Consider the following 13,088-nt stretch of genomic DNA (forward strand, 5'->3'; position numbering starts at 1 on the left):
CTCTAGCCACTAGTTTTGTCTGAAAGAAATACGATAGCCAGCGAATTTTCTAATATTGATAACTCCCGTATCGAATATGAGGTACTGGCCCTTGATCCCTTTCAGAGTACCTTCAACCAATGGGTTTTTGTCGAAGTTGAAGGAAGTCACCTTTTTGGGATGCTCAACAATAGGATAGCGGATGTTGACGGCAGGAGCCTTGCTCCATTGATAGGTAACATCGTCCGGCATGTACTGGCGCATTTTTTCTCGCTCTTGGCATAGATCGACCTCATCAACATCACCTTTGAGCATTTTTCGCCAATTCGTTTTGTCAGAAACGATTTGCTTAAGTGCCACCTCCACTCTGCCAGCGTCAATACGGCGATTAACTGTCGCTAGGGGAATGGCTGCGACCGCGCCTTGGTCCATCCAGCGGCCGAGGGGGTTTTCACCACGGGTGATGCCTACTTTAAGCCCTGATGAGTTGGCCAGATAGACGGTGTGAGCTTGCATGCAGTTCTCTATGCCCCATTCTGGTTCACGGCAGGTGCCCTGCTGGAAATGGCAGGTTTCTGGTCGGACGAGACACATGTCACAACGTGCAAGTGAACGAAAGCATGGAAAGCAAAAGCCTTGGCCGAAGCTTTTCTTGGTCGTGCGATCACAGTGAATACAATTGATCTGACCAGTAAACTCAAGGCTTAGAGATTGATCAAGAAACTCGTTAAGGTTAATGAATGAGGACTCGTTCGCCATGAAGTAAAGGATTTCTTGGCCGTCCCGGAACTCTGTTTTTAGTTTTTGTAGATTCAATTCACTCTTCATGAATCGAACCTACCGGAAAACCCTCCGGTAGGAAACAGAAGAAATTAAGAATGCTAGTGGCTGATGGAAGGCTGTGGTTGTAGGGGGCTGACGTTCAATGGTTCTGGTTCCGGCTCGGCAATTGGGCCGTACTTCGTTTCGATGCGCTTTTCGACATCAGCCATTTTTTCTAGCTCCTCGTCTGCCTCTTGAATAAGCTCTTGCCGAGAAGGCTCCGGTGGTGATGGAACGCGACCCTCTTCAAGAATCTGGAGGTGCTCGGTTTCAGAACCGACACCCTTATTGCGGTCTACCATCTCTTGTCTGATTTGGTCTAGCTGGTAGATTTTTTCTCCAGGGGATAGTCCTGGTTCCTGTGGCTTTGGCTCGTCTTGCAGCGGAAGCGGATCTGGAAGATCATCTTGAACCTTGATCGAGAATTGCATCCCGAAAGTCTGTGCAGCAATACCGATTGTCTTATCCTTGATGGCCCGCTTTGCAAATAGAGCGATCTGGCTGTCGCCAAGGTTAAAATCAAGACCAACAGTGTGTTGTTGGGCGACGAGTAGTTGATAACCGTGACGCACAAGATTAAGGTCGAGAATTTCGGTGTTCTGTTCGGCGATCTCTGCATAAAGTCCCCAAACACCCCAGTCAGAGCGTAACATGGCGGAGCTTCCCCAATCACCGGATACTCGATAATTATTGTGAACATCAAGGGGACGATAGCGGGCGTAAGTATTGGCGATTAATTGCAGCCATTCGGGGCCGGCTTGAATTGCAAAAATAGCCCCTACTTGGCTCTTAGATTTGATTAGAAAATGATGCTTGGGGCCTAGTCCAGTTTGGATAAAAGGAACGACGGCAGCTTGAACTCCGTAGGCATCGAACAGACGGACTTTTAGGTCAAATGAGGCTTGCCCTTGGCTGATAGGAAGGCTGTATCCCAAATCTTGATTGGCCTCATCCTCTGTGACGAGGTTGAAATTTACACCGGCACTAAGATAAGGCTTGATACCACGTTGCAAGCCAAGGTTAAAGCGAGATCCTTGGCCAAATGCTCCATGGTTTAGGAGTTCTATACTTTTATAAAATTCTAGCCCCGAAAGGATCGTCCATTGCCCTTTTGGTAAAGACTGGGCGGAAACCGTCCGTGATTTATGTTGTTCGGACAATTGGCCCGACATCGTAAGGTCGGCAGCAGCCAAAGGTGTGGCTGACAACAGCAATAGGGCTAGTAAGGTCTTCATAATCCGCTCCAACAGCTAAACAACAACGGCAACAGAATAGGCCCTCGTCATGAGGATGCTGCAATAGGTGCAAGATGGAGACCAGGAAACATTGCTAATAATAGAAGATATTACAGTGCTTTAGAGAATTGAAAAGGGCTTGCAAGGGGTGGGCTGTGACCAATATTTTGACAAAGGTTTTCTTCCTTGCCGTCATGGATTTACGGGGATCGGTAGCGTGAGATCGACCGATTGCTCCTAATGGGCTGTCTAATCATGCGCAAATTAGCAATGAAGGCGAGAGTCTTCTGCTGGCTTTGATCGGAGTCCCCAGCGATCCCGATATCAGTGATTCGGGCTAAGCCATCATCGGGCCAAACTCGTTGATAGATTTGCCAGATATCGATCTGCTCATCAAACCATTGGCCGACTTGCACTCCACTCCGAACCACATAGTGAGCTGCGGTATCGATCATGAAAAGCTCAGCTATGGGAAGTCGATTGCCCCAGACTAGTTCTAGTTCCCGCTGATCCCCAGTAGCAGACTCCATGATTAAGATGATTCTCGCGGGATGGTCATCTCCACCTTGGGTCGTCTCAGGCTGTTGGTTGCCATCGAAAGTGGTTTGAATCTTCCATGACCAGGCTATCAGTGGGTATTTACCTATATCAATATCAACTTCCCGAAACAAACGAGCTATGGATGCCTCGGATTCAATCTGAGCCATGGCACGGCCGTCTTGCTGGATGAATGTGATTTCCTGCTGAAGCCTTTGCTCACGATTAAACTTATACTGATACCATCCCGCTTCCATGGGGTTCATACGGATCGGCCGTGAAAAATCCATGAGAGTAAATTGAGGCTCGTTCTGGGGCCTAAGAACGTTCTGTCGCTGATGTTGAAAATATGTTGCACAGGCGGTTTGCAAAAGAAGCAAAGCAATGGCGCACGTACCGAACCAGCAAAAACGCTTCATGGCGACTCCCAAAACACTCATGATTCCTAAACCTATATTCTGACAGCTATGGGCCTCGCTGAAAAGCTCAACAGTCCATAACAGTGGCAAATCTAAGAAAATTGTTTAGTTTTGAGACACAAATGAATACTTGGGCGTTCGGGGGCCTGATTTGGGCAGGAACTTATTAATTATTTTAGTTGTTTATCAAATCTTACCTCTGGTAAGAGCCTTGCAGGCTTCCCCCATAGGCTATCAATTATAGCTCGTGGGTTTCTTGTCTTGGTTAGGGTTACTTCCTGATAGTACCTCCCACTTGGTGACGACGCCAAACTACAGTGAGTCACAACCCACCTGACCAAGACAAGGCACTCACACCGCTGACTAAACTCGTGTCTCTAGTGAAGCTTGAGATCCTTCAATCTACTTGTAAACTCACTTTTGGTATCATCTCCGTCGGCGAACAGCCACAGGCCGACTACCTTTAGGGGTTTTTCGAAACTTACCTCGGCAGCTTGCCAGCCTTCGGCACTGGGCTTAGACTCCATTACCAACGATTCGATGCTAGATGAATAAGGGCTTTCCCAACGGCTGCCAGGAGCAGACGGGGAGCCGACCACCAGATATAGCATTCGATCGGAAGCTAGTTTTAGGACATCGCGGGACTTCTTCACCCATGCTGGAGCGAAAAAAGGCACCATGGGTGCCTCACCAGAAAGAATCAAGCCGATACGAAATAGAGCGTCATCGCCTGATTTCTTTTTCTCGTGAGATGTATCTTTAAGTTTAAGTTGACCTGAACTCTGCCAAAGAACTTGCACTTTCTGAATGGATTGCACCTTCGCAAAGGGCTTCAGTAAGATCGATGACGACTGTTTGACCTCTGCCACCAAAGTATCAGGCTTTTCAAGTCGATACTTTGTAGGGGGTATATCGTCGAAGGTAATATGCTCGAATTCACTTGGGGAGAGTGTCATAGTTGGGGTACTTGCCAGGGCGGAGCCTGGCAAGATACAGAGGCTTAGCTTAGCCAGGAGCAGAAGCCGGTTGATCATGGAATTCATCTCCTTCGATAATTGGTGAGGGTTTCACCTGAGAGATCACCCAAAGCTGGTGAATCGCGCGAGTCGCGGCTACATGCAGCAGGCGGCGATCTTCTGGCTTGTCGCGATAGACATTATAGCTAGCATCGGGAACAATTACATAATCAAATTCGAGGCCCTTGACTTGGCTAGCATCGGTAATCTCGATCCCTGGGCGGAATTCAAAATCACCGTCGGGAACAAACCGAACTTTTGGCACATCCCTGAGCACATCGTAGAGCTTTTTCGCTGTTTCAATCTCTTTGGCAATAATTGCAACACTGGCATGGGGTTCGTTGAGTATAAGATCTGTGAGAGCCTCATTGAGCATGAGAGACATCTGGCCATCGTTTTTGAAGTTGGAAAACGATACTGGAGCTCCGTCTTTGATCGCAGTTGGTGCGGTACGTGGTGCAATGGGGCCGAGCACCTTATGGGCGAATGCTGCAATGGGAGCACTGGAACGATATGTGGTTGTCAGATGGTTTGCTGAAACCCGGGTGACCCCTAACTCATCGAGTACGGTTTCCCAGGAGTCAAAAGACGTTGATGGATCAATTTGCTGGGCGGAGTCCCCGGCAATGGTGATAGCTGCATCGGGGTGCAGGGTGCGACCTAATACATTGCGCTCCATAGGCGCCAGATCCTGAGCTTCATCAATGACCATATGGGTATATTGTTTCAAGCGGCCTTTGCCCGTGCTTGCTCGGCCAGCTTTAAAAAAGTGCAGCTCAAGAAGAACCGCAAAATCCTCGCTATCGATAGTACCAGCGAGTTCATCGGCATCTTCTTCGGCAAGAGACTTGCCGTCGATGGTTTCCAGCTTGCTTGCATCAATGTTGCTGTATCGCTGCTGGCTCGATTTGTTGAACTGTTCAAGGGAGTGGCTCAACACCTGATCGATCATCCCCTCGCTGAGCTGACCATCAGAATGTTTGACGATCCATTCAAGCATCTCTCGATTAGAAAACAGGTCGATACGATCATTGGCGACGTTTAATAAGTTCTTGCGAGTTTCCTGGAAAAACTTCTTCACCACAGCGATTCGTTGCTGCTTGGACTTGCTATCCTGGCCAGGAAGCGACTGGATGTATTCTTTTTCCGCAAGCTCAAGCCGCTCAAGAAGTGCTAGATCCGTGCGCTTTTGCAGGAGCTTTGCAGCAGCATCGCTACCAGGCAGCTTTTTCTCGAAGGTCTTCACCAACTCATCGACTTGTTGCCTTACCAGCTCCTCAAAGGCTACTCGTACTGCTGGATGCCTTTTGAACCGGATCACATTGCCCGGTGTCCACTTATAAACCCGCTTGGGCAAGCTCTTGATCAGCTGTCGCGCCTGCTGAGATATCCATTGTTCGAAGGTTGTGATCTGGACTTGATTCAGGTGAAGGCTTCGGAGAAGTTTGCCGGATAGATGAACGAGTCCTGGTTCTGGCACAATCACGATCATGCGGTTCTGGGCAAAGCGTTTTTTATCCAAGTAATTTAGGTAAGCCATCCGATGAAGGGCGACCGTGGTCTTACCGCAACCGGCACCTCCTAGAATCAAGAGAGGATCATCCACGGCGGAGTTGAGGAGGCGATATTGTTCTGGATCGAGAAGGGCCGCGATATCTGGGCTTGGTGACCCAGACTGCCCTGTGCCAATCGATGTGCTGCGACTGGCAGTTCCCGCACCGCCCATAAGGCTTGGCAAGGCATGGCGATTGTCAACAATCCAATTGTTCTGGTCGTCCTTGGTATAGCTGCGCTCTGGGGTAATAATATGAACAAGCTCACCCCGCTCTACAGTCACAATGCGGCGGGCTGTTACGACACCTTCAGCGAGGCGGCCGGGTAGCTCTTCTTCATACTCTTCACCTTCGCGGTAGTTAAAAAAGATTCTTGAAACCGGGGCGTGACGCCAATCAATCACTGGAGCTTTGGCGGTATCAAGGAATGTAATATGGCCAAGCAAGACATCTCGCTTGCGACCCTGTTCCTCTAGCTGCATATGGGCAAAGTATGGGGACAAGCGCTCCGGTAGTGCATCATCGGGGCTTCGTTCAATCAGGGCTCTTTGGGTATTCATCTGATCGAAAAGAGCTGGTAAGTCTGCTGTTTTCGCAGTCGAAGCCTCATCTCGCAAGGCTTCCAGTCGCTTGGCGATCAGGTTCATGTTGATCTTACGCTTTTCGATCGTTGTTTTAATCCCATCTTGGACTTGCTGAAGCAGAGATTCTTCCTCAGCAATAATGGCATGATCTTTTTCTGATAGTTTTCCTGAGCCTTCCACGATTTCGCCCCTTGCGACAATTTAGACCAAAACTAAGCAGGCCAACCTACCGGACCCGCTTGTAAAATACAATAGCTGGCCGTTATTTCAAAACCAGTGCAGTTATTGGGTAACTATGCAGGAGCGTACGGATCTGTGATAGGTATGTCATCTTACTTGCGAGAGCGTCAATCTTTTCAAGCTCAGCCATCTGGATCTCTATCTGGTAGCGGAACACAGCCACATCATCACTGCGTGCCTGGCTTAGCTTTTCCTGTTCGGCATTTCTTTGTCGCGTGAGGCTCTGAATTTGGTTGGATTTCAGTCTTAGTTGCCGAGCTGTTCCAGCGAGAGCCTTATAGGCCACCTCAAGCTCCCGAGCGACCCCGTTGTAAATAACCTGTTCTTCCGCTTGCCATTGGCGGCGCTCGTAATCTGCGGCCACGCGATCTTGTTCGGCCCCTTTATTTTCGATGTTCCAAGTTACGCTTAGGCCAACGATGGCAATATCACCGTTGTCCGCATCCTCAAGTGCCTTGTCACCCTCTCCTGCAATTCCACGCTTATGGTACGAGGCAAATAAGTCCAACTCCGGTTTTAGGGATTCTTCAGCAAGATCGATTTTAGCATGACTGGCATCTTGAAGCCGACGTACCATTTTTATATCCAGGCGATGCTCAGCAAGCTGTTTTAAGGCTTGGCTGGCACTTCTATAAGGAAGTTGATTCCTGGGGTTGGAAGGTAATCGCGCGGGTACTCTTATTCGTTGACCCCTGTGTCCGACTCCATAAAGGAGGTGAGCAAGGTGAGATTGAATCTGAGTTTGATGGATATCGATATTCAGTAACAGACCTTCATGATTGACAAAGGCCGCCTCGGCAGATGCGACGTCCACCTCATCCGCTCGACCGATCGTTTTTCTTCGTTTCATCGCTCGGACAAATTTCCGAGATTCTTTGACAAGCTTCTCAGCCACACTTTTTTGCTGATTGAGAGCAACCAACTGCCAGTAGTAGCTTTCAACTAAGCCCTGACGAGATTGTTGTTCAATCTCTAGGCGATAGCTTGGTGTGATTGATTGGTCGATACCCACCTGCTGTTGTAGTTTAACAAGTCGACTCCATAGATTTTTCCAAAGGCTTTGCCGGATGGTGACTCCATAAAGAACCTGATGCTCAGGATTGTAGGTAGGTGCAAAGATCGGATTAATACTTGCGGGATCGACACTGTAGCGAACCTTTTGCTGATCCCATTGGGTTCCAAGCTCGATATAGGTGCCAGTTGGTAGCAGTTTCGATGCTTTGAACTCACGGCTGAATCGTGTGCGTGATTCACCATTGCTAGGAGAGCTAAGTTCGCCGTCATCTTCAATCTGCTGATAAGTGAATGACAATCTTGTATCAAAGGCTTGGTTGGCTCGATTGCCTTGGGCGATGAATGCCTGTCGCTGGCTCAGGTACTTTTCCGGCAGCGACGAATGCTCTCGGGCAAGTTTGAGAGCCTCTTGTAGACTTAGGGTGACAGAAAGAGCGAAATCGCCCCATACCAATAACATGAATAAAATAAGGTATTTCAATGAGAATTCCCTCTGGAGCGCACCACGATGAAACAGAAATCTAAGGAACTAGTCTATCGTTAAGTGGCTTCCCTCTCCACTACAAAGCAAGCATCTGCTAAAGCTGAGAATGGGCCCACAAATGACCGTAAATTATGCCATTTTGAAATAGCACTGTCATCCCTGTAAGATTTTGGCTAGGATCCAACTGCCTATATGGCGTGGTAGTTGATAACTGTGGAAATTGTGGAGATTGTTATGAATTTGCGAAAAAGGTATCTCGTCCTTAGTCTGGGGCTCCTCTCAGGCTTAGCTTGCCAACAAGAAGAGAAAATTGATGAAAGGGTGATTCCTGAAGAGGTTGTTTCAGGAAGCTTCATGGTAGAGTCTATTGATACTGTCGAAGGTGATAAAAAAGAAGCGCTGAAAGCTGCTCTTACACCGATAGCATCGAGTATGGGCTGTAGCCTTGAAGGTCCTACAGAGATTCTTTGGGAGCACCAAGAAAGGGCGCTACCCATCACACTCAACAACTCGTTTCATATTAAATTTAACGACTGTAATCTAAGTCAAGAGCAAACGGATCAGCTGCTAACTCAGATGCTCAGCCTTGATGAAGTCCAAACGGCGGAAGCTGAAGCGGTTCTCAAAGCGAGCCTTTCGGAAAACGATCCGTACAAGTCTCGTCAATATTATCATACAAATATCAGACGTAACGAAGCTTGTGATGTCAGTTCCAAGCAAGGAAAACCCGTTGTTGTTGCGGTCGTTGACTCCGGTGTTCAGTTCAACCACCCCGATCTCGTGGATCGTTTCTATCGTGATGGCGATGGTCAAGTGATTGGTGCTAACTTTGTTGGCAAGGGTTCGTACCGAAATCCAGATAACAACTGGGATGATAGCAATGGTCACGGAACTCACGTGGCTGGATTGATTGCTGCCACTGGTAACAACGGCAAAGGCATCACAGGGGTGGCTAGCTGTAAAAATGTCTTGATCATGCCTATCCGAGTTATGGGTAGCAACGGTACAGGTAGCTCCATTGAAATCGATCGGGGCATTCAGTGGGCTGCTGCCAAAGGCGCTGACATTATCAACCTTTCACTTGGTAGCAACTCATACGCGTACCGATCCAAGTCTAGCCATAAGAAAAGCCTTTACGAAAACTTAGCTGAGCAAGGGGTGATCGTATTTGCCGCTGCAGGTAACGATGGTTTCCGTAACGGTAGCTCGACGCGCAACGGTTACATTTACAGTTACCCTGCGAGTTATGACAACGTGATTGCGGTCGGTGCAACCAACCAACGTGATCGCTTGACAAACTTTTCCGTATACGGGGATTTGATCGATATCGCGGCTCCTGGTGAGCAGACTCTCTCAACTTACCCAGGATCGAGCTACAAGTACTTGAGTGGAACGTCAATGGCGACGCCGATTGCTGTTGGTGCCTACGCCCTAGCGCTTTCTGAAGTGCGATCAAAAGGTAGTGAGTATCTATTCCACAGCGAATTGATGCCGATTTTGGCCAAGACAGCCAACAAGCGCGGCACTTTTGGTAGCAGTGAAATTGCGACTGCTGGTCTTGTGGATGCCAATGCTTTGGTTGCAGCCCTTCAAGAGCGTTTCCCTAGCGATGACACTGGTACTCCGGCACCGACAAACCCAATGGAACCTGGTTCAGGAGATGACAATGGTAGTGATCCTGAAGAGCCAGCCCCCACTCCAGGGGAAGGTTTCCGATTTGTTGGTTTGCAAGATGGCCAGACGATCAGTGCCAGTGGGTTGCGGATTCAGGTCGCTGGCTGGCCTGAAAATACAGCTCGTATCTACCTTTACTGGATTACCGGTAATGAGTGGTTCCCGCGCAGTTTCACAAGCCTTGGTCGGGAAAACCTAGGTAACTCTGGTGATGTTGTTACCACTGAGTCTACTTACGTCCTATATGGAACCAAGTATTTGGTTGCTGAGGCAAAGGACTCTTACGGACGTCGCTTAGGAACCCAACAAGTACTACTTAAAGGACTTGATCGATAACGACTCAAGAACTGCTAATCAGTAACGAGGGCGCTCCACTAGGGGCGCCCTTTTTTTGCGATTGCGGAATTTAGAATTGAAAGGTAAGGCCGTTCTTCAAGGTGCGGTCCTGGCGTTCAATCCCTGATGGTGGATTAGAATCGAAAAGAATCTTTAACGTGACCTCATAGCTCAGCATATCTGAAATAGCTATATTGATGCCATTGTTGGATGCTAGGCGATAGTCGTCCTGATCTTCAATCAGTGGCTGATAGTAGGTTGTCGAGAAAAACGTTAGCCTATCGTCCCACTTCGCCTTCAAAGATAGGTAGCTTGAAAGGCGATCATTATCTTGATCACGATCGATCTCAACCCGATCCAAGTATTCCTCACTCTCTTTCATATAAAGGAGCCCAAAATAGGCTTGGTACATATCGCCTTCATAGCCGAAGCGGGGGCCTGTGCCATAAAGTCTTCTTTGTGACAAACCGCGAAACTCATCGCTATCAGTTTGAGCAAACAGTTCCCAGTCGAGCCATGGAAGAATGTGATAGCGATAGCGAAGGTGATAAAATTTATTGTCCTCGTATTTCTTGCCATCGAGAACACCCCATTCCGAACTGTACATGGCGAGGACTTCGTGATCTTGCCATCCGTAACGAGCTGATAGACTGCCTTCTTGGGCTTCTCGATCCGTGTTGCCGCTGGTTGATTCAAAGCTGGCCTTAGCGACAAGGTTGAGCCCTTGACTGGTTTTTTTCGTTGTCTCTACGGAGACATCGACAATTTTTCCATAGCAGGGTGTTAAGGTGAGGAGTCCCCAAAATAGAGTAAGAAATCGTAGCATGGTCTATCCTGATTGAAATTCGAAAGTTTATGTTTTGTCATGTTCTGACGATCTTCATATCCCATTTCGAATAGCGCCGAAAAAGTTATATCCGTGTAGCTCCCTATGGAATACTCTGAAAGTGGCATAGACTAGCGTACCGTTCCTTTGATGTAAACAGCGAGGTCATGATGTATTTTATTGCACCAATATTTGCTCTTCTTCTGGTGTTGATGAGCGCCTGCCAGCACAGTTCCCTTTCCCAAGGTGAAGATATCGAGAGACTTCTTAAGGAAGCTCTTTTGACTGATGTTGTGATCTTAGGAGAAAAGCATGACAACCCTGAGCATCACCGCATCCAGGCCCAGTTTATCAAAGAGCTGAGTCGGCAGGGTCGCTTGCAGGGGGTGTATATGGAGCACCTGTTTCCTTCCCAAGAGATGATTCTAGTTAAAGAGTCAGCCGAAGTTTGGCCTGAGAAACTGAATTGGAAAACCAGTGGTTGGCCCTCGTATAGCGTTTTTCAATCATTATTCGATGTGATTGCAGCTGAAAAGCCCCCTGTTTATGGAGTAGGGATTCCAAGGCATCAGTTGAAAGCGTTTTATAAGAAGCAGGATCCGGGCTATCTCAACGAAGATGAAAAAAAATCAGTAGGACTCACCGTTCCGCTACCTGATCAAGCCCACCAAGATCTACTCAGGACTATTGTCAAGGCCCACTGTGGTTACTTGGACGAGAAATCAGCGGGCTTTATGATGCCATTGCAACGATATAAAGATGCCTTTATGGCTAAAAGGTATTTTGAGCATCGCCAAGCAGGGAAGGTTGCTGTTTATATTATCGGGGCAGGCCATGGCCGTCGTGACTTTGGTGTCCCCTATTACTTGAAGTATCGCGACCCCAAGCTTCGCATTCTCTCGATTCAATTGCAGGAGCGAGGGCAAGGATTGGGTCAAGAGCCAAATTTTGATCGTATCCTAGTGACTGAAGCTGTGGATCACGAGGACCCCTGTATGAAGTTTAAAAAGAGTCTGGAAAAATCGTTTAAGAAGGGGGCAAAGCCAAAATCGCCGCTGCAACATAAGAGCCATGATGGGTTAGGGAAATCCCACGGGAAGACCCCCCGGCAATGATCTGTGGCACGCCGTTCTTCTTTTGGATCTGCTCGACTGTGATTGGTTTGTTTCCAAGGTCGCTCCATAAGTCGATCAGAGTTTGGCGGACGGCCGCTGCTGGGGATGGAGAGCTTGACGAAATACGATAGGTGCCTGCGCATGAGGCGGGCATGGCAAGGCAATGCAGAAAGTTTTGATCTTGCTCGTAGTGCAAGCCAAGCTCAATATCTTCAAAACGAATCTTGTTCAACTTTGAGTTCACCTGGAAGGCGGCAGGGATAAAATTAATGGTCCTTTGCTGTCGGATAGCCTTAAAAGCTGCTTCTTTTGCCGCCCAAAGCTGATGACACATCAGAACTGAATCTGAAAAGTATCGCTTTTCTCTCTCACTAGTAATTCTCTGAAAGAACCTTGGATGAGGAGGTGGCTCAGTTAAGTCGATGATGTCATTGCCGATGATCAAAATAATCCTGCTCTAACTTTGTAAGTTGATCGAATATCTGCAGAGTCTTATCTCGGGCTGCTCGCCTGCCTCGATGCTGTGAATGAGGCTCCAAGGCCTTAAGTTTAATCGTGAAGGTCTCTTGTTTCTTTGGCAGCCAAGAGTAGCTTTCTTGAGAGTCTCCGCGCAAGTAGATACACCATACTACGGCATTACCAATTTCTTCTAAAATCTCACCAACGCCGTAGGTCGCTGCATCCCGATCCACTCGGCCAGTTCGTGATCGTCCACCTTCGGGGAAGATACAGATGCTTTCACCTTCCATACCGAGAAATTGAAGCCGAGACATCACCCGAGCCTTGTGCCGTTTGCTGCCATTGCGTTTGATAAAGCAGCACTTCCCCAGATAGCAGAGTAGGCGAAGGAAGGGATTATGGCCGAAGTTTGCGTACTCGGGGACGTTCCATGGAAAGCGATGAAAGTACCAGAGGTAGTGAGGCCACGGCATTAATGCCCAGTTGATAATGAAGGAGTCAATAGCTGTCAGGTGATTGGCTGCGATAATAATCGGACGGTTCGCGGCGGCTTTTATCTTGTCTCGAACATCTTTCCTGAATTCATTTAGGTCTCGGATGCGATGTTTACGGTAAAACTTGAGGTAAAATATTACGATAGGAGCAAGCCAAATCATGCAGAGGAAACTGAGAACCTGTTGCAAGCGTATAGACCAGCGAGTCAGAGGGGAGATTAAAACCATGCCAACTCCAAAGAAAGCCTAGGTGATCACTCAATCAGAGACAGATTAAGAAGGGGAATCACCTAGGCCTATT

The 13,088-nt window shown here is 48.1% G+C and carries 11 protein-coding genes; 2 read left to right on the top strand and 9 right to left on the bottom strand.

Annotated features, from left to right (window positions below):
- Window positions 1–9: 9 nt before the first annotated feature.
- The 6 genes from B9N89_RS03555 to B9N89_RS03580 form a co-directional block, all read right to left on the bottom strand.
- Window positions 10–807 (bottom strand): DUF2797 domain-containing protein, encoded by a 798-nt coding sequence (locus tag B9N89_RS03555; protein WP_132315292.1) that lies wholly within the window; start codon window positions 805–807, stop codon window positions 10–12.
- A 53-nt stretch (window positions 808–860) separates the two neighbouring features.
- Complete coding sequence (locus B9N89_RS03560) at window positions 861–2,036, bottom strand: hypothetical protein (protein WP_132315290.1); 1,176 nt, start codon at window positions 2,034–2,036, stop codon at window positions 861–863.
- 200 nt (window positions 2,037–2,236) lie between these two features.
- Window positions 2,237–2,992, bottom strand: coding sequence for a DUF3047 domain-containing protein (locus tag B9N89_RS03565; protein WP_159455121.1), 756 nt, complete (start codon window positions 2,990–2,992; stop codon window positions 2,237–2,239).
- 377 nt (window positions 2,993–3,369) lie between these two features.
- Window positions 3,370–4,026 carry a DUF3047 domain-containing protein gene (locus B9N89_RS03570; protein WP_159455122.1) on the bottom strand — a complete coding sequence of 219 codons (657 nt, stop codon included), beginning with the start codon at window positions 4,024–4,026 and terminating at the stop codon, window positions 3,370–3,372.
- A complete protein-coding gene (locus B9N89_RS03575; protein WP_132315284.1) occupies window positions 3,998–6,325 on the bottom strand; it encodes a UvrD-helicase domain-containing protein in 2,328 nt (775 codons plus the stop codon). The genes B9N89_RS03570 and B9N89_RS03575 overlap by 29 nt, the downstream gene beginning before the upstream one ends.
- Before the next feature lie 82 nt (window positions 6,326–6,407).
- On the bottom strand, window positions 6,408–7,880 hold the full coding sequence (locus B9N89_RS03580; protein WP_143478109.1) for a TolC family protein: 1,473 nt from the start codon (window positions 7,878–7,880) through the stop codon (window positions 6,408–6,410).
- A gap of 237 nt (window positions 7,881–8,117) precedes the next feature.
- Between B9N89_RS03580 and B9N89_RS03585 the strand changes: the two genes are divergently transcribed.
- Window positions 8,118–9,893 (top strand): S8 family peptidase, encoded by a 1,776-nt coding sequence (locus tag B9N89_RS03585; protein ID WP_132315280.1) that lies wholly within the window; start codon window positions 8,118–8,120, stop codon window positions 9,891–9,893.
- Between the two features lie 70 nt (window positions 9,894–9,963).
- On the opposite strand, the gene B9N89_RS03590 is transcribed toward B9N89_RS03585, so the two are convergent.
- A complete protein-coding gene (locus tag B9N89_RS03590) occupies window positions 9,964–10,719 on the bottom strand; it encodes a DUF481 domain-containing protein (RefSeq protein WP_132315278.1) in 756 nt (251 codons plus the stop codon).
- Between the two features lie 167 nt (window positions 10,720–10,886).
- Between B9N89_RS03590 and B9N89_RS03595 the strand changes: the two genes are divergently transcribed.
- Entirely contained in the window at window positions 10,887–11,834 is a 948-nt protein-coding gene (locus tag B9N89_RS03595) for a ChaN family lipoprotein (protein ID WP_132315276.1), read from the top strand.
- Here B9N89_RS03595 and B9N89_RS03600 read toward each other — a convergent pair.
- Window positions 11,746–12,279, bottom strand: a complete 534-nt coding sequence (locus B9N89_RS03600) for a 4'-phosphopantetheinyl transferase family protein (RefSeq protein ID WP_159455124.1) — start codon at window positions 12,277–12,279, stop codon at window positions 11,746–11,748. The genes B9N89_RS03595 and B9N89_RS03600 overlap by 89 nt on opposite strands.
- Entirely contained in the window at window positions 12,263–13,015 is a 753-nt protein-coding gene (locus B9N89_RS03605) for a lysophospholipid acyltransferase family protein (protein ID WP_132315272.1), read from the bottom strand. The genes B9N89_RS03600 and B9N89_RS03605 overlap by 17 nt, the downstream gene beginning before the upstream one ends.
- Window positions 13,016–13,088 lie beyond the last annotated feature (73 nt).

Source organism: Pseudobacteriovorax antillogorgiicola, from assembly GCF_900177345.1.
Classification (GTDB): Bacteria; Bdellovibrionota_B; Oligoflexia; order Oligoflexales; family Oligoflexaceae; genus Pseudobacteriovorax; species Pseudobacteriovorax antillogorgiicola.

What these genes read in the sequence shown, in the direction of transcription:
- B9N89_RS03555 (WP_132315292.1), bottom strand. Translation starts at nt 807, where the DNA reads ATGAAGAGTGAATTGAATCTACAAAAACTAAAAACAGAGTTCCGGGAC.
- B9N89_RS03560 (WP_132315290.1), bottom strand. Translation starts at nt 2,036, where the DNA reads ATGAAGACCTTACTAGCCCTATTGCTGTTGTCAGCCACACCTTTGGCT.
- B9N89_RS03565 (WP_159455121.1), bottom strand. Translation starts at nt 2,992, where the DNA reads ATGAAGCGTTTTTGCTGGTTCGGTACGTGCGCCATTGCTTTGCTTCTT.
- B9N89_RS03570 (WP_159455122.1), bottom strand. Translation starts at nt 4,026, where the DNA reads ATGATCAACCGGCTTCTGCTCCTGGCTAAGCTAAGCCTCTGTATCTTG.
- B9N89_RS03585 (WP_132315280.1), top strand. Translation starts at nt 8,118, where the DNA reads ATGAATTTGCGAAAAAGGTATCTCGTCCTTAGTCTGGGGCTCCTCTCA.
- B9N89_RS03590 (WP_132315278.1), bottom strand. Translation starts at nt 10,719, where the DNA reads ATGCTACGATTTCTTACTCTATTTTGGGGACTCCTCACCTTAACACCC.
- B9N89_RS03595 (WP_132315276.1), top strand. Translation starts at nt 10,887, where the DNA reads ATGATGTATTTTATTGCACCAATATTTGCTCTTCTTCTGGTGTTGATG.
- B9N89_RS03605 (WP_132315272.1), bottom strand. Translation starts at nt 13,015, where the DNA reads ATGGTTTTAATCTCCCCTCTGACTCGCTGGTCTATACGCTTGCAACAG.